The organism is Actinomadura sp. NPDC048955 (assembly GCF_040649435.1).
Classification (GTDB): domain Bacteria; phylum Actinomycetota; class Actinomycetes; order Streptosporangiales; family Streptosporangiaceae; genus Spirillospora; species Spirillospora luteofluorescens.
Window position 1 is genome coordinate 31,609 of sequence record NZ_JBEZJI010000060.1, and the last position, 21,810, is coordinate 53,418.

A 21,810-nucleotide genomic window follows, 5' to 3' on the forward strand; every position below is an offset into this window, starting at 1 on the left:
CCTTGCATGATTTTTATAGGCAAGGCTAACCTAACCCGCGGTGGCGAAGCCGACGACGAAAGAGTTGAGCGTGGAGCAGACGACGGCGGCGCGGCGGCGCGAACTGATGCGGCGGATGATGGCCGAGGCCGGGCTGGGCGCGGACACCGCCCGGCTCGCCCCCCGAAGATCGGACGGACCCGCCCCCCTGTCCTACGCGCAGCAGAGCATGTGGCTGCACCACCGCGCCTTCCCGGACAGCCCCGCCTACAACGTCTGCCTGCTCGTCCGCATGGCCGGCCCGCTCGACGCCGAGGCCCTGCGCGAGGCGTTGCGGGCGCTGATCCGGCGGCACGCCGTCCTGCGCACCGTCTACGCGGACGATCCCGAGCAGCGGCCCATGCAGATCGTCACAGAGGACGACTCGCTCGACCTGCCGCCTGTGGGGTGTGCGGACGCCGAGGCGCGGGCGGCGGAGATGGCCGCGCTCCCGTTCGACCTGCGGGCCGAGCGGCCGATCCGGCTGGAACTGCTCCGGCTGGGGGAAGACGAGCACGCGCTGGTGCTCGTCGTGCATCACATCGCCTGGGACGGCATGACCTGGGGTTCGCTCTCCCGCGACCTCTCCGCGCTCTACCGCGCGGCCGTCACCGGCGCCCCGGACGGGCTGCCTTCGCTGGACGTCCAGTACGCCGACCACGCCGACTGGGAGCAGCGGCGGCCCGTCGCCGAGGACGACCTCGCGTACTGGCGGAAACGGCTCGATCCGCCTCCGGCTCCGCTCGACCTGCCCGCGGACCGTCCGCGCGGCGCGGTCGTGTCCGAGCGCGGGGGGCGTCGGGCGCGCCGTTTCGACGACGCCGTCACCGAGGGCATGCGGAAGCTCGCCGCCGAGGAGAACCTCACCCCCTACATGCTCATGACGGCCGCGTACGCAGTCCTGCTGCACCGCTACACCGGTGCGGAGGACGTGGCGATCGGGTCGTCGGTGATGAACCGCGAGCACGCCGAGGTGGAGCGGCTCGTCGGAAACTTCGGCAACACGCTCGTGCTGCGCACCGACCTGTCCGGGACGCCGACGTTCCGGGAGGCGCTGCACCGGGTGGGCCGCACCGTCACCGAGGCCTTCGCGCACCAGGCGCTGCCGTACGACCGGCTCGTCCAGGAACTGCGGCCCGCGCGCGGACGGGGGCGCTCGGCGTTCTTCGACACGATGCTGCTGTTCCTCGCCCAGGAGATCGGCGAGCTGGACCTGCCCGGCATCACGTCGAGCTGGACGCACGTCCACAACGGCACCACGCACTTCGACCTGTCGCTGGAGGCGTTCGTCCGGCCGCAGGGCATGACGGTCGAGGCGACCTTCCGGCGCGAGCTGTTCGAGGACGAGCGCATCGACGCGCTGCTCGTCCACCTGGAGGCGCTGCTCCGCGACGCGCTGGCCGACCCCGACCGGCCCATCGGCGCGCTGGAGATCATGAGCGCGGACGAGCGCGCACTGATCGGTGAGGCGAACGCCACCGACCGCGCCCTGCCCGCGACCGACGTGGTCGCGCTGTTCGAGGAGCAAGCGGCCCGTACTCCGGACGCCGCGGCGGTCGAGGCGGGTGACACCGCGCTCACCTACGCCGAGCTGGACGAGCGGGCGTCTGCGCTCGCCGCCGAGCTGCGCGCCCGGGGCGCGGGCCCGGAGAGCGTCGTCGCGCTCGCGCTTCCGCGCACGACCGAGCTCGTCGTCGCCCTCCTCGGTGTCCTGAAGGCGGGGTCCGCCTACCTGCCGCTGGACCTCGACCACCCCGCCGACCGGCTCGCCTACATGCTGAACGACGCCGGGCCGCTCTGCGCGATCGTCACCCGCGACACCGCGCCGCTGCTCCCCGAAGCCACCGAGCTCCTGGTGCTCGGCACCGATCTCCACAAAGGCGGAAACACCCGCACCACGTCCCCTCGCCCGGACGACCTCGCCTACGTCATCTACACCTCCGGCTCGACCGGCCGCCCCAAGGGCGTGGCGATCCCGCACGGCGCGCTCACGAACTTCCTGCTCACCACCCGCGCCCGGCTGAACCTCGGCACCGGTGACCGGCTCGTCGCGGTCACGACCATCGCGTTCGACATCGCCGCCCTGGAGCTGTTCGTCCCGCTGATCAGCGGCGCGACGGTCGTCCTCGCCGACCGCGCGACCGTCCGCGACCCGGCCGCCCTCGCCGGGCTCCTGGCGGACGCGACGATCGTCCAGGGAACCCCGTCGCTGCTCGGCACGCTCGACCCGCAGGCGGTGAAGGGCCTGCGCGTCCTGGTCGGCGGCGAGGCGCTGCCGCCCGCGCTCGCCGCGTCGCTGGCGGAGTCCGCGACGCTCGCCACCAACATGTACGGGCCGACCGAGGCGACGATCTGGGCGACGTCGGCGGACCTGCCCGCGGAGGGCATCGGCACCCCCTTCTGGAACACCCGCGCCCACATCCTGGACGCCGCCCTCCGCCCGGTCCCGCCGGGCGTCCCGGGCGAGCTGTACCTGGCGGGCGCGCAGCTGGCCCGCGGCTACGTCGGCCGCCCCGACCTCACCGCGGAGCGCTTCGTCGCGGACCCGTTCGGCCCGCCCGGGTCCCGCATGTACCGGACGGGCGACCTAGCCCGGCGCGCCCGCGACGGGGCCGTGGAGTACCTCGGCCGCACCGACGACCAGGTGAAGATCCGCGGGTTCCGGATCGAGCCCGCCGAGGCCCAGGCCGTGCTCGCCGCGCAGCCCGGCGTCGCGCAGGCCGCGGTCGTCGTCCGGGAGGACCGCCCCGGCGACCCCGGGCTCGTCGGCTACTACGTCCCCGCCGGGGGCCTGGACGAAGCGGTCCTGCGCGGCGCGCTCGCCGAGGCGCTGCCCGAGTACATGGTGCCGTCCGCGCTCGTCGCCCTGGAGGAACTGCCCCGGACGGTCAACGGCAAGCTCGACCGCGCCGCGCTGCCCGCGCCCGAGGCCGAGGTGTCGGGACGGGCACCGCGCGGCGCCCGCGAGGCCGCCCTCTGCGCGATCTTCGCCGAGCTGCTCGGCGTCGAGGGCGTCGGCATCGACGACGACTTCTTCGCGCTCGGCGGGCACTCGCTGCTGGCGGCGCGCCTCGCGGCCAGGGCCCGGACCGTCCTCGGCGCGGAGCCGACCATCGCGGACGTGTTCGAGGCGCCGACCGTCGCCGCGCTCGCGCCCCGCCTGGTCGCGACCGGCGCCGTCCGCGTCCGCGACGTCGCGCGGCCCGAGACCGTCCCGGCGTCGGCGGCGCAGCGCGGCCTCTGGCTGGAGGAGCGGCTGCGCGGCCCGTCGGCCTCCTACTCGCTGCCGCTCGGGATCCGGCTGCACGGCCCGGTCGACGAGGACGCCCTCGACCGGGCGTTCGCCGATGTCGTCGCCCGGCACGAGGCGCTGCGCACCCTCCTCGTCGAGGGACCGGACGGCCTGCCCGTCCAGCGCGTCCTCGACGTCCCCGTCCGCCTCGCCGTCATCGACGCGCGGGACGAGACACCGGAAGGGCGCGCGGCCATCGAGAAGGCGGCCACCGCGCACGTCTTCGACATCGGACGCGATCTCCCCGTCCGCGGCACCCTCGTCCGGACGGGCGACGCCGACTGGTCGCTGATCCTGCTCCTGCACCACGCCGCCGCCGACGAATGGTCCTTCACGCCGCTGCTGGCCGACCTCGCCCGCGCCTACGAGGCCCGCCGGGACGGACGGGCCCCCGGCTGGGACCCGCTGCCCGTCCAGTACGCCGACTACGCGGCCTGGCAGGTCGAAGCGGCCCCCGGCACGGCACCGCAGCTCGACTTCTGGGAGGAGACGCTCGCCGGCCTGCCCGAGGAGACCGCCCTGCCCTTCGACCGGCCCCGCCCGGCCGAGGCGAGCCGGCGCGGCGGGCTGGTGCCGTTCCGGTTTCCGGCGGCGGGGGCGCGGCGCCTGGCCCGCGAGACCGGCGCCAGCGTGTTCATGGTGCTGCACGCCGCCGTGGCCGCGCTGCTCCAGCGGTCCGGCGCGGGCGACGACATCGCGCTCGGCTCCCCGATCGCGGGACGCGCCGACGACGATCTCGCCGGCCTGGTCGGCGTCTTCGTCAACCCGCTGGTGCTGCGCACCGACCTGTCCGGCGACCCGACGTTCGCCGAACTGCTCCAGCGCGTCCGGTCCGCCGACCTCGCCGCGTTCTCCCACGCCGACGTCCCGTTCGAGCGGGTCGTCGACCGGCTCGCGCCCGAACGCTCCCTGGCCCGCGGCCCGCTGTTCCAGGTGATGATCGTCCACCAGCGGCTGGACGACGTGCGGCTCGCGCTGCCCGGCGTGCGCGCGGAGCCGTTCCTGCCGGAGACCGGCGGCGTGAAGTTCGACCTCGACCTGTACTTCGCGGAAGGCGACGACGAGGTCGAGGGGTTCGCGGCGTTCGCCGCCGACCTGTTCGACGCGCCGACCGTCGAGCGCCTGACGCGCGAGCTCGGCGCGCTGCTCGCCCAGGTCACCGCCGATCCCGGCCGCCGGCTGTCCTCCCTCGGCGCGCCAGTCGAGCACCCCGACACGGCGCGGGCGTGGCCCGGCAGGACGGCCGCCGAGCTCATCGAGGCGCAGGTCGCGCGGACCCCGCACAGGACCGCCGTGGTCTTCGGCGACACCGCGCTCACCTACGCCGAGCTCGACCGCCGCGCCGAGGCGCTCGCCGACCGTCTCGCCGCCGCCGGGGCGGGCCCCGAGCAGGTCGTGGCGCTCGCGCTGCCCCGCTCGGACGCGTTCGCCGTCGCGCTGTACGCGGTGCTCAAGACGGGCGCCGCCTACCTGCCGATCGACGTGTCGTACCCGCCCGCCCGCATCGCCGCGATGCTCGACGCCGTCCGGCCGCTCCTGGTTCTCGGGCGCGACGAGCCGCCGCTGGACGCGCCCCGCCGCGAACGCCCGGACGTCCGGCCCGACCACACCTCCTACGTCGTCTTCACCTCCGGTTCCACCGGGGCGCCCAAGGCCGTCGCCGGCACCCAGCGCGCCCTCGCCAACCGGCTCGCCTGGGGCGCCGGCCTCGCCGCGCCCGGAATCCGCGCCGCCAAGAGCTCGCCCGCGTTCATCGACGGGACGACCGAACTGCTCGGCGGCCTCGTCGCGGGCGACACGGTCGTCATCGCCGACGCCGAGACCGCCGCCGACGCCGTCGCGCTCGCCGGCTTCATCGACCGCCACGACATCGGCCTCGTCACGCTCGTCCCGAGCCTGCTGGCGGTCCTCGCGGACAACGGCCCGCCGCCCTCGGTGACCACGTGGATCAGCAGCGGGGAGGCGCTGCCCGGCGCGCTCGCCGACCGGGTCCCGGCGCGGCTGGTCGACCTGTACGGATGCTCGGAGGCCGCCGGGGACAGCCTCATCGCCGAGGGCGGCGGACTGCGGCCCATCGCCAACACCCGCGCCCACGTCCTGGACGCGGCGCTCCGCGAGGTCCCCGCCGGGGAGCTGTACCTCGCGGGGGACGGGCTGGCGCGCGGGTATCTCGGCGACCCCGCCCGCACCGCCGAGCGGTTCGTCGCGAACCCGTTCGGCCCGCCCGGTTCCCGGCTCTACCGCACCGGGGACCGCGTCCGGCGCCGCCCGGACGGCGGGCTGGACTTCCTCGGCCGCGCCGACGAGCAGCTCAAGCTCCGCGGCTTCCGGATCGAGCCGGGGGAGGTGGAGGCCGCGCTCGCCGCCCAGCCCGGGGTGCGGCGCGCCGCCGTCGCCGCGCACGGATCCCGCCTCGTCGGCTACGTCGCGGGCGACGTCGAACCCGAGGCGCTCGACGCCGCGCTGCGCGCCCTGCTGCCCGACTACCTCGTCCCCGCCGAACTGGTCGTCCTGGACGAGCTTCCCCGCAATCCCAACGGGAAGGTCGACAGGCGCGCCCTCCCCGCCCCCGGGCGCCTGGACGGCGGGCGGGCCCCGGCCACCGAGCCCGAACGCGTCCTCGCCCGCCTCGCCGCGAGCGTCCTCGGCCGCGACGCCGTGGGGGCCGACGACGACTTCTTCCGCACCGGAGGCGACAGCATCAGCGCGGCGCTCCTCGTCGCCCGCGCCCGCCGCGCAGGCCTGTCGTTCACCGTCCGGGACGTCTTCCGGCTCCGGACCGTCGAAGCCCTCGCCCGGACCGCCGCGCCCTCCGAAGGGAGGGGAACCGCCCAGGCGGCGGACCCGGCCGGTGAGCTTCCGCTCTCGCCGCTCCAGGAAGGGCTGCTCTACCACCTGATGCTGGCCGGCGAGGCTCGCGACATCTATGTGCAGCAGGCCGTGGTGACGCTGTCCGGTCCGGTCGACCCCGGGCGGATGGCGGACGCGGTGCGCGCCACGCTGGAGAAGTACCCCAACCTCCGCGCCGGGTTCCGGACGGACGGCGACCGCGCGGTCCAGTTCGTCCCGGACGACTTCGACACCCCCTGGACGCACGCGGACGTGGCCCCGCGGGACCTGGAGGCGTTCGTCGACGCCCAGCGCGCCGAGCCGTTCGATCCCGCCGCGCCGCCGCTGATCCGGTTCGCCCTCGCCCGCCTTGCCGACGACGACCACCGGCTGGTCCTCACCTCCGAGCTGATCCTGCTGGACGGCTGGTCCGGCGGGCTGCTCGTCACCTCGCTGCTCGGCGCCTACACCGACGCCGCCGCCGAGGCCCGCCGCCCGGTCCCGGCCTTCCGCGCGTTCCTCGACTGGGTGAACGGCCGCGACCGGGACGCCGCGTCGGACGCCTGGCGCCGCGCACTGGACGGCTTCGACGAACCCGCTCTCGTCAGGCCGGGTCTGGTCGACGCGCCCGCCGACCTCGCGGGCGCCGGCGAGGTCCACCGCGCGCTGCCCGCCGGGCTCGCCGAGCGCCTGGAGGAGGTCGCGCGGGAGCGGGGCGTCACCCCCGGGACCCTGTTCCAGACCGCGTGGGGCCTGGTCCTGATGGGCCTGACCGGCCGCGACGACGTCGTCTTCGGTGCCTCCGTCTCCGGACGCCACCCCGACGTGGACGGCGTCGAGTCGATGGTCGGCCTGCTGTTCAACACCGTCCCCGTACGCGTGCAGGCGGGCCCGGCGGACGCGCTCGCCACGGTCCTCGACCGGGTCCAGGCCGCGCAGTCCGAGCTGTTCGACCACTCCTTCGTCGCGCTCGCCGACGTCCAGCGCGCGACCGGGCTCGGCACCCTGTTCGACACGCTGTTCGTCTTCCAGAACTTCCCGGGCATGCCGACCGACCGCGCCTTCGGGCCGGACGGCGACCTGCGGGTCCTCGGGCGCGAGGTCCGCGACGCCACCCACTACCCGATCACGATGGTCGTCGAGCCGGACGCCGGGCTGCGCGTCATGTACCGGGGCGACGCGTTCACCGGGGCCGAGGCCGAGCGCGTCACCGACCGCTACGTCCAGGTTCTGCGGCGGCTCGCCGAGGCGCCCGGAACCCCGTGCCACCGCCTCGACCTGCTCGTCCCGCGGGAGCACGACCGGCTCCGGTCCGACTGGGACGAGGCGCGGCGTCCCGTACCCGAGCTGACGGTCGCGGAGCTGCTCGCCGAGCGCGCCGCCGAACGGCCCGGCGACCCCGCGCTCGTGTCGCTCCCGGACGTCCGGCTCACCTACGGCGACCTGAACGCCGAGGTCAACCGGCTCGCGCGGCTCCTGCTCGCGCACGGCGCGGGCCCCGAGAAGGTGGTCGCGCTCGCGCTGCCGCGCTCGGCGCAGATGGTCGTCGCTCTGTTCGCCGTCCTGCGCACGGGCGCCGCCTACCTGCCGCTGGAACTCGACTACCCGGCCGACCGGCTCGACTTCATGCTCCAGGACGCGGCGCCCGTCTGCCTGGTCTCGCACCGCGACATCGCTGCCGGCCTCACCCACTCCGGAGCCACCCTCGCGCTGGACGACCCGGCGACAGCGCAGCACCTCGCCGCGCAGCCCGGCCACGACCTGGCACCGGGCGAGGTCCCCGGGTTCGCGCCCGGCACGCCCGGCAGGCTCGACCACCCGGCCTACGTCATCTACACGTCGGGTTCGACCGGACGGCCCAAGGGCGTGGTGACGCCGTACCGGGGCCTCACCAACATGCAGTTCAACCACCGCGCCAACATCTTCGACCCGGTGGTGGCGTCGGCGGGGCGCCGCCTCCGCATCGCCCACACCGTCTCCTTCTCCTTCGACATGTCGTGGGAGGAGCTGCTCTGGCTCATCGAGGGCCACGAGGTGCACGTCTGCGACGAGGACCTCCGCCGCGACGCCCAAGCCCTCACCGCCTACCTGCGGCGGCACGAGATCGACGTCATCAACGTCACGCCGACCTACGCCCAGCAGCTCCTGGAGGAGGGCCTCCTCGACGGCGGGCACCGGCCGCCGCTCGTCCTCCTCGGCGGCGAGGCCGTCCCGACGACCGTGTGGGAGCGGCTCGCGCGCGCCGACGGCGTCCTCGGCTACAACCTCTACGGGCCGACCGAGTACACGATCAACACGCTCGGCGGCGGCACCGAGGACAGCGCCACCCCCACCGTCGGCAAGCCGATCTGGAACACCCGCGGGTACGTCCTGGACGCCTGGCTGCGGCCCGTCCCACCGGGCGCGCCCGGCGAGCTGTACATCGCCGGCGCCGGGCTGGCGCGCGGCTACCTCGGCCGCCCCGACCTGACCGCCGAGCGCTTCGTCGCCGACCCGTCCGGACCGCCCGGATCCCGCATGTACCGGACGGGCGACCTCGTGCGCGTCCGCGACGACGGCAACCTCGACTTCCTCGGCCGCACCGACGACCAGGTGAAGATCCGCGGCTACCGGGTCGAGCTGGAGGAGATCGAGACCGCCCTCTCCGCCGAGCCCGGCGTCGGCCAGGCCGCCGTCGTCGCCACCGAGACGGACGTCCCCGGTGTGAAGCGCCTCGTCGGCTACGTCGTCCCGGACGGCTCCCGCGAGGGTGCGGCCGACGAGCAGCTCGCCGAGTGGCGGCAGATCTACGACACCGAGTACACCGAGGTCGGCACGGTCGTCCACGCGGAGGAGTTCGCGGGCTGGGACAGCAGCTACGACGGCGCTCCCATCCCGCTCGACGACATGCGCGAATGGCGGGAGACCACCGTCGAGCGCATCCGCGCGCTCGGCCCCCGGCGCGTCCTGGAGATCGGGGTCGGCGCGGGCCTCCTCCTCACCCGGCTCGCGCCCGGCAGCGAGGAGTACTGGGGGAGCGACTTCTCCGAGCCGGTCATCGCCAAACTCGGCGCGGACCTTGGCGGCGCCGGAGGGCCCGCGTCCAGGGACTGGAGGCCCGTGGGCCCCGGCTCGCCCGTCCGCCTCAGCTGCCGGCCCGCCCACGACACCGGCGGCCTGCCCGAAGGCCACTTCGACACCATCGTGATCAACTCGGTGGCGCAGTACTTCCCCGGCGCCGCCTACCTGGAGGACGTCGTCGCCAGGGCGATGCGCCTGCTCGCCCCCGGCGGGGCCCTGTTCGTCGGGGACGTCCGCGACCTGCGCACGGTCCGCTGCCTGCACGCCGCGGTCCAGCTCGGACGCGGCGCGGGCGATCTGGAGGCGATCGAGCGCGCCGTCCGCATGGAGAAGGAACTCCTGGTAGATCCCGCCTTCTTCTCCGCTCTGGACGTCCCCGCCCGCGTGGACGTCCTCATCAAACGCGGCACCCACCACAACGAACTGACCCGCCACCGGTACGACGTCGTCCTGCGCAAGGACGCGGCGCCCGCCCCGGCGACCCCGGCCGTCGACTGGACCACTCTCGACGACCTCAGGAACAGGCCTGCGGGACCGCTGCGGGTCCGGGGCATTCCCGACCCGAGGTCGGCGGGCGAGGTCGCGGCACTGCGGGCGCTGCGCGAGGGGTCCTCGCCCGACGAGGCGCGGGCCACACTGGCTGCGGCCCCCGAGGGGATCGAGCCCGAGACCCTTCACGCGATGTTCCCGGACGTCGTGCTCACGCCGTCCGACCAGACCGGCCGCTACGACGCCGTGTTCGGCGGGGGAGCGGCGTGCCCGCCCGCCGAGCCCGGACGCGCGCCCGCCTCGTACGCGAACGACCCGGTCGCCGCGCGCGACCACGGCGTGCTGGCCGCGCGGGTCCGCGAGAGCCTCAAGGCGCGCCTGCCCGGATACATGGTGCCGAGCGCGATCATGACGCTGGACGCGCTGCCGCTCACGGTGAACGGCAAGCTCGACCGGCGCGCCCTCCCCGAGCCCGGGCGGGACGGCCCGCGCCGCACGGGACGGGCCCCGCGCACCCCCGTCGAGCGCCTGCTCTGCACCCTGTTCGCCGAGGTGCTGGACGCGCCCGGCGCCGGGATCGACGACGGCTTCTTCGACCTAGGCGGCCACTCGCTGCTCGCGACGAGGCTCGTCGGCAGGGCGCGGGCGGTGCTCGGTGCGGAGCTGGCCATCCGCGACCTGTTCGAGGCGCCGACCGTCGCGGAGCTGGCCGGGCGCCTGCACCGCGGCGCCGAGGCGCGGCCTAGGCCCGTCCTGGAGCCGGGGGAGCGGCCCGAGCGCGTGCCGCTGTCGTCGGCCCAGCGGCGCCTGTGGATGCTCGACCAGCTGCTCCGCGAGGACGACGGGCCCCGCGACGCCTACCACCTGCCGCTCGCGGTCCGGCTGCGGGGCGAGCTCGACCTCGCGGCCCTGGAGGCGGCGGTCGGCGACGTCACCGCCCGGCACGAGAGCCTCCGGACGGTCTTCGCCGAGCACGACGGCGTGCCCTACCAGCGGATCCTCGACCCCGGCGAGGCGCGTCCCGTCCTGGAGGTGGCGACCTGCGCGCCCGAGGACGTCATCGCCAGGCCGTTCGACCTCGCCGAAGAGATCCCCCTGCGGGTCGCGGTCTTCCCGGAGGGCGAGCGGGAGCACCTGCTGCTCGCCGTCTTCCACCACATCGCGTTCGACGAGTGGTCGTTCGGACCGTTCGCCCGCGACGTGGCCGAGGCGTACGCGGCGCGGCTGGACGGAGGCGAGCCCGCCTGGGAGCCGCCGCCCGTCCAGTACGCCGACCACGCCCTGTGGCAGCGGGAGCTGCTCGGCGACCCGGCCGACCCCGGCAGCGTCCACGCCCGGCAGCTCGACCACTGGGCGCGGGCGCTCGCGGACCTGCCCGAGGAGATCCCGCTGCCGGTGGACCGGCCGCGCCCCGGCACCGTCGGGCAGCGCGGCGGCACCCTCGCCACCGCCCTGCCGCCGGGCCTCACGGGCCGGCTCGGGCGCCTCGCGCGGGACGCGAACGCCAGCATGTTCATGGTCTGCCAGGCGGCCGTCGCGGCGCTGCTGCACCGCACGGGCGCGGGCGACGACATCCCCCTCGGCAGCCCCGTCGCGGGACGCACCGAGGAGGCCGCGCGGGACCTCGTCGGCTTCTTCGTGAACACGCTCGTCCTGCGCGCCGACGTGTCCGGCGACCCGGCGTTCACCGAGCTGCTCGCCCGCGTCCGGGAGGCCGACCTCGCCGGGCTCGCCCACCAGGACCTGCCGTTCGAGGCGGTCGTGGAGGCGCTGCGCCCGCGCCGCGTGCCGGGCCGCAACCCGCTGTTCCAGGTGATGGTCGGGTACGAGAACCAGGGCGTCGGCGACGTGCGGTTCCCCGGTCTGGAGCAGCGGGAGGCGCTGTTCGGGCCGGGCTCGGCGAAGTTCGACCTGGACTTCATCTTCCGGGAGGGCCCGGACGGGCTCCGGCTCGTCGTCGACTACTCCGCCGACCTGTTCGACGGCGCCACGGCCGCCGCGCTGGCGGACGGCCTCGTCGCGCTGCTCACGGCCGTGGCCGACGACCCCGGCGTCAGGGTCGGCGCGCTGCCGGCCGTCCTGACCGCCCGCGCCGTGACCGCCGAGGCGGCCCCGCGGGCGGCGCGCCGGCACGACGACCGGGAGGCGGCCCTGTGCCGGATCTTCGCCGCGGAGCTCGGCGTCCCCGAGGTCGGCCCGGACGACGACTTCTTCGACCTCGGCGGGCACTCGCTGCTCGCGATGACGCTGGTGCGGCGCCTCCGCCGCGAGCCGGGCTGCGCGGACCTGAAGATCGCGACGCTGATGGCGGCGCCCACCGTGGCGGGGCTGCTGGCCCGGCTGGCTCCCGCCGATGGGAGCGAGGCCCCGCAGGAGTGAGGCGGCTCATACCCGCCCGGCCATTGCCCAGTTAGGTAAGGCTAACCTAATATCCCTGATCAACACCCTCCGGCTTCTCCGCCCCCAACATGGAAGGTCCGCCATGCGCACCACGATGCGGCGCCTGACCGTCGCCGCCGCGCTCGTCCTCGGACTCGGATCGGCCGCCGCCTGCGGCGACGACGAGCCCACCGGCGGAGCCGGCGGCTCCGGCGGCGCGGCCGGGGCGTTCCCGGTCACCGTCGCCCACAAGCTCGGCTCCGCGCAGGTGAAGTCCGCGCCCAAGCGGATCGTCGCGCTCGGCGAGGTCGACCAGGACGCGCTGCTCGCCCTCGGCGTCACGCCCGTCGGCATGGCCGAGCTCACCGGCGTCCAGCCCGACGGCCTGACCCCCTGGAGCGCGCCGAAGCTGACCGGGGGCAGGCCCAAGCTGCTCAAGGAGAACGAGGCGGGCTTCAACCTGGAGGAGATCGCCGCGCTGCGGCCCGACCTGATCCTGGCCGCCGGCGACTTCGCCATCGACAAGGAGTACGGCAAGCTCTCCAAGCTCGCGCCGACGCTCGCCTACCAGAACGGCCCCGCCGAGGACTCCTGGCAGCAGATCACACAGCAGGTCGCCACCGCGATCGGCCGTCCCGAGGACGGCCGCAGGCTCGTCGCCGGCGTCGAGGCGAAGATCGCCGAGGTGAGGACGAAGCACCCGGAGCTGGCCGGCAAGGAGTTCGCCTTCACCAGCGTCTTCCCCAACGGGAACGTCGCCGTGATGAAGTCCGGCGACGACACGAGCGTGAAGCTGCTCCAGCAGTTCGGCATGACGCTGCCCGAGTCGCTGAAGAAGCTGCCCGGCGACGGGTTCGCCGCCGAGCTGAGCATGGAGAAGGTCTCCGTCCTGGACGTCGACGTCCTGCTCGGCCACTACAACGACGACCCCGCCACCCAGAAGAAGATCGAGGGCAACAAGCTGTTCGCCGGGCTCGGCGCCGTGAAGCGCGGCTCCTACGTGGCGCTGGACCTGAAGTCGTTCTGGCCGCTGCGCACCCCCACCCCGCTCGCCGTCCCCTACGTGATCGACCAGGTCGTCCCGCAGATCGCCAAGGCCGCGAGCGCGGCCGGGCCCGCCTGATGCCGGAGGAGCGCATGCACACCCCCGTCCGCGACGTCGTCGGCATCGGGTTCGGCCCGTCCAACCTGGCGCTCGCCGTCGCGCTGGAGGAGGAGCACGGCGGCGCGGACGCGGTGTTCTTCGAGAAGCAGCCCGCGTTCGGCTGGCACCGCGGCATGCTGATCGACGGCGCCACCATGCAGGTCCACTTCCTCAAGGACCTGGTGTCGCTGCGCAACCCCGCCAGCCCGTACTCGTTCCTGGCCTACCTGCACGCCCGGGGCCGGCTCGTCGACTTCGTCAACCACAAGACGATGTTCCCGACGCGGCTGGAGTTCCACGACTACCTCGAATGGGCCGCCGCCGCGTTCGAGGGCCGCGTCCGCTACGGGACGGAGGTCGTCGCGCTCCGCCCGCACGACGACGAGGCCCTGGAGGTCGTCGTGCGGCGCGGCGACGAACTGGAGACGCACCTCGCCCGCAACGTCGTCATCGGCGCGGGGCTCGAACCCGTCCTGCCGGAGGGCGTCCGGGCGGGGGAGCGGATCTGGCACACCGAGGACCTGCTCACCCGGCTCGGCGAGCGCCGGGACTGGGCCCCGAACCGGATCGTCGTGGTCGGCGCCGGGCAGAGCGCCGCCGAGGCCGTCGAGTACCTGCACCGCACGTTCACCGGCACCGAGGTGTGCGCGGTCTTCGCGCGGTACGGGTACTCGCCCGCCGACGACAGCGCGTTCGCCAACCGCATCTTCGACCCCGAGGCCGTCGACCACTACTACGCCGCGCCCGGCGACGTGAAGCGCATGCTGTTCGAGTACTCCCGCAACACCAACTACTCCGTCGTGGACCTCGACCTCATCGACGAGCTGTACCGGCGCGCCTACGCCGAGAAGGTCGCGGGCGCCGAGCGGCTGCGCATCCTCAACGTCTCCCGCCTCCTGGACGTCGCGGACCGCGGCGCCGGCGGGGCGCGGGTCCGGGTCGCGTTCCTGCCGACCGGCGAGGTCGCCGACCTGGACGCCGACGCCGTGGTCTACGCCACCGGGTACCGCGAACGCGACCCGTTCGACCTGCTCGGCGAGGCGGGCGCGCACTGCCGCACCGGCCCGGACGGGCGCCCGGTCGTCGAGCGCGACTACCGCATCGCCACCGAGCCCGGCCCCGAGTGGGGCGTCTACCTGCAGGGGGCCACCGAGCACAGCCACGGGATCGCCTCCTCGCTGCTGTCCATGACCGCCGTGCGCACCGGGGAGATCGTCCGGTCCGTGGCGCGGCGGTCCGCCCGCGTCACCCCCGGCGTCCAGAGGAAGGCACGAGCATGACCACCAACCCGTTCGACGACCCCGACGGCGCGTTCCTCGTCCTCGCCAACGCCGAAGGCCAGCACTCGCTCTGGCCGGCGTTCGCCGACGTCCCCGCCGGGTGGACGACCGTGCACGGCCCCGCGTCCCGGTCCGACTGCATCGGGTACGTCATGGACAACTGGAAGGACATCCGCCCGCGGAGCCTGGCCGCCGAGACGCCGTGAGCCCGCCGCCGGTCACGACCGCTCGGCCCTGGCCGCCTCCTCGAAGGCGGCCATGCGGGGCAGGACGTTGCCGAGCGGCGGGACCACCTCCGGCAGCGCCGCCATCATGACGGCGGGGGGCGGCAGCCAGCCGTCCTCCCGGATGCCCTGGACGATGAGGCGCTCGGCCTCGGCGCGGTCGCCGTCCTCCACCAGGCGGGCGATGACGCCCTCGAACGCCTCCCGGCGGCGGGCCGGCGACCGGATCTGGGCGACCATCCGCTCGGCCTCCGGCAGCCGCCCCGCCGCGGCGACCGCCAGCGCGATGTCCCGCAGGATCGGGCCCTGCCGGTGGTGGTGCTGCGGCTCCTCGCCGAGGATGCCCTGCGCCTGCTCGGGCAGCCCCGCCCGCAGCGCGGCGGCGGCGATCCCCGCGAACGTCGCCCCGCGGACCTTGGGGTCGCGCACGCTCCGGGCGATCCGCAGCGCCTCCTCGATGAGCCGCACGGCGCGGCCGGCGTCGCCGAGGGCGGCGGCCCGCTCCGCGACCGTGGTCATGGTGCTCCACGCGGGGAACGGCAGCCGCGACGCCCGCATGATCTCCGTCACCCGCTCCGCCTCGTCCAGCAGCCCGAGCTGCGCGGCGGCGTGCGCGATGTGCGACAGGGCCCGCTGGTGGCGCTGCTCGTCCACGTAGGTGGCGGCGAGCTGCTCGGCCTCGCGCAGCAGCCGCCGCGCGCGCTCGGGGTCGCCGATCGCGTCGGCGAGCAGGGCCAGCTCCACGAGCCCCCGGCACCGGGGCTCCGGATTGGTGATCGCGATGGTGCGGACGGCCGTCTCGGCGTCGTCCATCGTCCGGCCCGCCAGGTTCGCGTTGCCGGTGGCCGCGATGGCGGCGGCCAGGGATCCGAGCAGCTCGCCGCGGATCCGCATGTTGCGCACCCCGCGCGCCTCGCGGACCACCCGGCGGCGCAGGGCCCGCAGCCGCTCGGTGCTCGCCCGGCAGACCGCCAGCAGGACCTCCACCCGCAGCCGCGGGTCGGCCAGCCCGGTCGCGAGCCGCTCCGCCAGGTCCAGGTCGCCGGTCTCCACGGCCGCCGCCGCGAGCTCGGTCGCCGCCCCCTCGCTGGAGTCGGCGTCGAACCCGGCCAGCCGCTTCTCCCCGTCGGCCAGCAGCCGCCCGGCCGCGGCGGCGTTCCCGAAGCCGTGGGCGGCGCGCGCGACCTCGGTCAGCGCGGACAGGCCCATGGCCGGATCCGACACGAGCGCGACCAGCCGCCGCGCCGTGTCGAGGTCGGTGACCCGGGCCGCGGCCGCCGCCAGCTCCGTCGCGACGGCGTCGCGGGAGTCCTCGTCCAGACCGCCGAGCAGCTCCTCGGCGGCGGTCAGGAAACGCGCCACCCGGGGGTAGGCCCCGGCGGCGTAGGCGGTCTCGGCGAGCTCGGCCAGCGCGGAGACCCGCCGCCGGGGGCTGTCGACGACGGCGGCGATCCGCTCCGCCTCCCCGAAGCGGCCCCGGCGGGCGGCGACCACCGCGGCGGCCGTGATCTCGGACTGGGTCAGGTGCCGCACCGAGCCCGCGGGAGCCAGCTGCTCGGCCGCCAGGAGGTAGGCGACGGCCCGGTCGCGGTCGCCCCGGGCCGCGACGATCCGGGCGAGCCGGGCCAGGCCCGTGGCCCGGCGAAAGCCGTTCTCCACCCGGTCGACCAGCTGTTCGGCGTCGCCGAGACGGCCCGCCTCGGCCAGCTCACCGGCGGCGTTGACGCTCGCGAACAGCTGCTTGCGGGTGCGGCTCATGCCGGCCAGCGCGCGGTGGACGACGTCCAGGCGGCCGTCCCGCGCGGCCCGCTCCGCGATCGTCCCGAGCAGGGTGTTGCGCTCGTGCACGTCGATGACGAAGACCGCCGCCCGGACGGCCAGCCCGGTCAGGCCGAGCTCGGTCGCGGTCCTCGCCGTCTCCGACGGCAGATCCTGCTGGGACGGGAGGCGCAGCGCCGCGTCGACGCCCGCCTCCAGCACGCCGGAAGCGCCCCGCAGCTCGGCGACATGGGTCTTGATCAGCAGGTTGACCGCCCGCGCCGCCTTGGGGGACGTCCCCTCGGCCACGGTCAGCGCGAGGGCCAGCAGGCCGCGCGCCGCGTCCAGGTCGCCTTCCGCCGCGACATCCGGGGCCGCCTCGACCAGCGGCGCCCACTGCCGCCGCGGCTGGAGCGAGACCAGGTCGGCGGCCGTCCTCATCAGCCGGATCGCGGTGTCCGGCAGGCCGGCGTCGAGCGCGCCGACGGCGGTACGGGCCCCGCCGAGCACCCTGCGATGGCCCTCCAGCAGCGCCGTGAGCCTTTCGGCCTCGTCGAGCAGCCCGGCGTCCACGACGCAGGTGAGCAGCTCGCCGAGCGCCGCCTGCCGGGACGCGCCGCCCTTGGCCGTCACGGCGTCGATCGCGGTCGCGAGCATCGCCTCCGCGGCGGCCCGCTCGCCGCGCAGCGCCCGCGCCCGCACGATGCCGCCGAGCGCCCGGGAGAGCGCCCGGGCCCCGTTGACCGACGTCCCCGCCAGCTCCTGCGCCGCCGCGAACTCGCCCCGGTCGGCCAGCTGCCGCACGAGCTCGGCGAACGTCTCCCACCGCAGGTCGTCGGGGGTCAGGAGGCCCGCCAGGCGCTCGGCGTCCTCCCGCAGGCCCTGCTCGGCGGCGGCGCGGGCGGCGGCCACGATGATCGGCCACTGGTGCTTGCGGTCGGCGAACGACCGCGCGATGCGCTCCACCGAGTCGCACAGCCCGGCGCGGGCCGCGTCGCAGGCCATGTCCGTCATCAGCTCCCTGCGCCGGACCCGGGACGGGACGACGGAGGTGAAGAGCCGGGTGGCCTCGTCCAGGAGGGTCTCGGCGCGGGTGAAGCCGGGGCCGAGGGCCAGCGCGATCCGGGCCAGCGTCCGGGCCCTGCGCACCCCGCTCAGGATGCCCCCGGCCAGCAGCTCCGCCTCCTGGAGCCACAGCGCCGCCTCGGTCTCGGCGCCCGCCCGGTTCGCCGCCTCCGCCATGGAGATCAGGATGTTGGCCTTGATCGAGGCGACCGGGATGTCGCGGGCCATCCGCTCGGCGCGCTCCAGCTCCCCGAGCTCGGTCCAGGCCACCGCGATGACCTCGGGATGGACGCGGACCGGCAGGCGCAGCTGGTCGCGCCACAGCGCCAGGACGTAGATCACGGCGAGGTCGGGGGTGCCCGCCGCGAGGAGCAGCCGGATCGAGTCGGTCAGCGTCAGCACGGCCGGCTCCACCGTGCCGGTCCGCTCCAGCAGGCGGCTCCACCGGTCGGGCTCGTTGAGCCGCAGCAGGCGGTCCAGGTCCCCGTCGTCGGCCAGCGCCTGCGGGAACCGGTCCAGCAGGTACAGGGGGGTGTCGGCGGGCCAGCCGCCGGTCCGGTAGGTCTCGGCCCAGTCGAGCAGCCGACCCCAGAAGCCCGCCATCGCCTCGGCGCCGAGACGCTCGGTCGTGGTCTCCCGGATCAGGTCGTGGGCGAAGGAGTAGCGGCCACGGCCGTCGTCCTCCCGGCGCTCGACCAGCCGGGCGATCGTCTGCTCGACCAGTTCCCGGACGTCGTAGAGGTCCAGGCCGGTGAGCCGGGCGATGTCCTCGTCGGCCAGCCCGCCGCCGGAGGCCGCGAGCAGCCCGAGCAGCTCGCGGCTCGTCCGGTCGCTCAGGTGCTGCTGCAGGTCGCGCTCGGCGGCGTTGCGCGAGGCGCGCGAGGCCTCGTTCGCGGCGAGCGTGCGGCGCTCGCACCCGCGCAGCGGATGCCCGTCCGGGACGTCGGCGGGCACCTCGGGGAAGTGCCTGCTGGTCACCAGCACGTGGCTGCCCGGCGGCACGTACTCGGGGAGCTGCGCCGCGACGCTGCTCTCGCGGTGCCGCAGGTGGTCGTCCTCGTCGAGCCCGTCCACGATGAGCATGAGATGGCGCCCGTCGGCGGTGACCCGCTCGACCGCGCGTTGCCACAGGTCGTCCAGGTCGAACGCGGCCGGCACGACCCCGGGCGTCGGCGTCTCGCCGACCAGCGGGGCCAGCTGGTCGGCCAGCGCGGCCCGGTAGTCGGCCAGCCGCGAGCCGGCCGACCGGGACACGAAGAACGCGACCGTGACGACGTCGGGGGCGGGGTCCCCGGCGAAGGCGGCGGCGAGCGTCGTCTTGCCGGCCCAGGGCTCGCCCACCAGCCACAGGTAGGGCGTGCCGCTCGTGGCGAACTCCTGGAGCCGGCCGAGCTCGGCGTCCCGGTCGGCGGGGTCGGGACAGCGGGCCCGCAGCTTGGTGATGGTCGACCAGTACCGCGACCGGCGCAGCGGCGCGGACGGCCCCGCGCCCCCCGCGTCCAGCCGCACGCCCGCGCCGTCGAGGAGCGCGTTCAGCCGCTCCCGGCTCGGCCGGGGCTCGACGAACTCGCCGGCGATCCGCGGCCGGTGCGGTCCGGCGGCGCTGAAGACGCGGGAGGCGGTCAGCGGCCCGTCGGGCTCGGCCCAGCGCACGACGCCGACCAGCTTGCCGCCTACCAGGACGGGACCGCCGGACAGGCCCCGGTACCGGCGGCCGGCGCGCTGCGGGGCGTCGTCGCGGTGCAGGTCGAGCAGGCCCGTCTTGACGTTGGCGCCGAGGAGGACGTCGCCGTCGACCTGGTCGACGTCGCGGACGCCGCCGAGCTCGCTCTCGCGGTCGTGTGAGGCGGGGAACCCCCACGAGACGAAACGGGCGCGCCCGGTGCTCCAGGGGTCGACGTCCGCCAGCACCGCCGGGGCCACCGCGGGCAGCGAGCCGTCCGCCACCCGCAGCAGCGCAAGGTCGACCTCGGCGCCCTCGGCCGTCCAGACCCGCTCGGCGGCGACGGAGACCGACTCGTCCGGCGTGGCGAGCCGGACCGTCACCGCGCCGGAGGCGGCCAGGACGTGCCGGCAGGTGAGCACCAGCCCGGCGGAGATCCGGTAGCCGGTGCCGTAGCCCTCCTCACCGTCCCCGACGAGCACCTCGACGGTGCGCCAGCGTGGTTCGTCAGGGATCACCGGCCGGGCTTGCGGAGCCGGTCACCCACCTCGATCGGCTTGCCGTCCACCTGCGGATTCAGCGTGACCGCCACCCGGTGCGTGGTGGTCTGAGCGAGCTTGCCCGACGCGCCGACCTCGACCACCCAGACCTTCACCTTGCCGTTGGCGCCGCCCTCCCTGACCACGGCGACCTCGAACTCGACCTCGACCGGCCCCACGCTGAAGCGGATCTCCTCGTCGGCACCCTCGAGCTGAGCCCGCGCCAGGTCGTCGCGGATCGCTTTGACTGCCTCTGCCAAGCCGATTTCCTGCATTGCTCCCCATTACTCGTAAGTGGGGAGAGTTTAGCGCTTTGTAGCGGGCCGGATTGAATTGAACGGAGGTCATGTCTTCGGCAGGGACGGCCTGTCCGCGAAGAACCTGGCCATGAGCTCGCTGGCATAATCCGGCCATTCGTGCCCTCCGCGCTGCCGGGTGCAGAGCGCGACGACGACGGGGCCCGGGCCCGTGCCGACGCAGTCGTCCGGCGCGTCCGGCACCGGCCACGAGAGCGCGGGCAGCTTGTCCACCCATCTCCAGAACTCCATGAGGACCTGGACGGGGATGAACGGGAAATGGACGTCCGCGTCCATGTTCCCGCCGCCCGTATAGGGGACCGACGGGTCCCACGTCCCATGGAAGGCCAGCACCGACACCGGTTTGCGGGGCGTGCAGCCGATCGCGAGGGCGCCCGACACCACGGCGATCCCGGCGATCCTGTCCGACCGTTCGCACGCGTACCGGTACGCCATGCCGCCGCCGTTGGAGAAACCGGTCACGAAGACGCGGCGCGGGTCGGCGACGCCCTGCCGCACCAGCGTGTCGATCAGCTTGTCGAGGAACGCGACGTCGTCGACCCCGGTCCACCGGGCGAACCAGCAGCAGGCCCCGGCGTTCCAGGTGCCGAGGAGCCCGTCGGGGTAGGCGACGGCGTAGCCGTGGCGGTCGGCGACCTCGTCGAGCCCGCTCTGCTCGCGGACGTACTCGGAGTCGTTGAGACCGCCGTGCAGGGCCACGATGAGCGGCACCGGCGCGCCGTCATCGCGCTGGGGCGGGACGTGAAGGAGGTAGGGGCGGTTCCAGTCGCCCATGGGAATGGTGTGCTTCGACGTTCCCGGGGCGTCCTCGGACGCTCCGGCGGGCAGGGGGTGGGCGATGAGCGTCGCGAGGAGCGCCACGATCATCGCCGCCCGCACGGCGATCTTCATAGCGCGATCTAACGCCCGCCGCGCCCCGCCGGGCTACGCACCGGCGCGCAGAAAAGCCCGGACCTTTTTGGCACGCCGGCGCGCGTCGCGCGACGAGGCGCCCCCGAGGGGCCACGAACCCGGCCCCGAACCGGCCTCCGCCGCCTCGATGAAGCTGAGTACCGCGAACAGCACGGGGAAGGTGGTCTTGTCCGGCGCGTGCGGCAGCCCGAGGACCAGCAGGCCGTACACCACGAGGTTCGCGCGGCCCCGCCGACAGCAGGATGAAGAAGCCGAATGACATCCCGTAGTGGGACATCATCGATGTCGCGACGGCGCCGTCATGGCGGCGGCGCGCGCTCGCCGCCATCGTCCGGTCGACGTAGACCCGCAAAGCCGAAATGGCAATAAGTTCGATTGCTAAAACCGACCGGTCGGTATGGCGCGTCCACATGCGGTTACCCCCTCGGTGATGGCCGCCGCTATGCCGCCGCGGTGTCCTGACCGCATGCGATGCTCGCCATCCTGCGCCATGCCGAACGGACGGTCCACGACAGATCGGGGCGGCCTCCGGCGGAGCCCGGAGTGGTCCATCGAAGGTGTTCGTGCCGTTTTGGGCCAGGTGGACCAGCGCGCCGCTGACGTGTGTGACATGCCACGGGGCCCGGGCGCTGTGGAGAGTGGAAACCGGATCACGGCGGCGCCGGCGGGCTGCGAGGAGGGGAGCCCGCGCGTCGACGGCGCGGACCGGTGGCAGGCCGGGGCCGGACGGTTCCGCGGCGCCGGGGCTCCTCGGTCTCCTGAGCCCACGACGCGCCTCCGCCCCGGGCGGGACGTCCAGATGCGGCACGGCGGTTCTTCCGGGGGCTCATGCCCTCAAGCA

General features: G+C 75.0%; 8 protein-coding genes. 4 read left to right on the plus strand and 4 right to left on the minus strand.

Annotated elements, in window-relative coordinates; all coding sequences use genetic code 11:
- The first annotated feature begins 70 nt into the window (after positions 1-70).
- The 4 genes from AB0C84_RS37175 to AB0C84_RS37190 all read left to right on the plus strand — a co-directional run bounded on the left by AB0C84_RS37175 (position 71) and on the right by AB0C84_RS37190 (position 14,697).
- On the plus strand, positions 71-12,067 hold the full coding sequence (locus tag AB0C84_RS37175) for an amino acid adenylation domain-containing protein (protein WP_361075363.1): 11,997 nt from the start codon (positions 71-73) through the stop codon (positions 12,065-12,067).
- 103 nt (positions 12,068-12,170) lie between these two features.
- The gene (locus tag AB0C84_RS37180; protein WP_361075365.1) at positions 12,171-13,190 is read left to right on the plus strand and encodes an iron-siderophore ABC transporter substrate-binding protein; all 1,020 of its coding nucleotides are present in this window, start codon (positions 12,171-12,173) and stop codon (positions 13,188-13,190) included.
- A gap of 14 nt (positions 13,191-13,204) precedes the next feature.
- Positions 13,205-14,491 carry a lysine N(6)-hydroxylase/L-ornithine N(5)-oxygenase family protein gene (locus AB0C84_RS37185; protein ID WP_361075367.1) on the plus strand — a complete coding sequence of 429 codons (1,287 nt, stop codon included), beginning with the start codon at positions 13,205-13,207 and terminating at the stop codon, positions 14,489-14,491.
- Positions 14,488-14,697 carry an MbtH family protein gene (locus AB0C84_RS37190; protein ID WP_361075369.1) on the plus strand — a complete coding sequence of 70 codons (210 nt, stop codon included), beginning with the start codon at positions 14,488-14,490 and terminating at the stop codon, positions 14,695-14,697. Before AB0C84_RS37185 ends, AB0C84_RS37190 begins: the two co-directional genes overlap by 4 nt.
- A gap of 12 nt (positions 14,698-14,709) precedes the next feature.
- Here the strand turns inward: AB0C84_RS37190 and AB0C84_RS37195 are convergent, their stop codons facing one another.
- The 4 genes from AB0C84_RS37195 to AB0C84_RS37210 all read right to left on the minus strand — a co-directional run bounded on the left by AB0C84_RS37195 (position 14,710) and on the right by AB0C84_RS37210 (position 21,179).
- Positions 14,710-19,719: a trypsin-like peptidase domain-containing protein gene (locus tag AB0C84_RS37195; protein ID WP_361075371.1), complete on the minus strand. Its 5,010-nt coding sequence runs from the start codon at positions 19,717-19,719 to the stop codon at positions 14,710-14,712.
- Entirely contained in the window at positions 19,716-20,015 is a 300-nt protein-coding gene (locus tag AB0C84_RS37200; protein ID WP_179848606.1) for a trypco2 family protein, read from the minus strand. Before AB0C84_RS37200 ends, AB0C84_RS37195 begins: the two co-directional genes overlap by 4 nt.
- Positions 20,016-20,084: 69 nt before the next feature.
- Positions 20,085-20,948 carry an alpha/beta fold hydrolase gene (locus AB0C84_RS37205; protein WP_258943053.1) on the minus strand — a complete coding sequence of 288 codons (864 nt, stop codon included), beginning with the start codon at positions 20,946-20,948 and terminating at the stop codon, positions 20,085-20,087.
- A 33-nt stretch (positions 20,949-20,981) separates the two neighbouring features.
- Positions 20,982-21,179, minus strand: a complete 198-nt coding sequence (locus AB0C84_RS37210; RefSeq protein WP_361075374.1) for a hypothetical protein — start codon at positions 21,177-21,179, stop codon at positions 20,982-20,984.
- Positions 21,180-21,810: the final 631 nt, after the last annotated feature.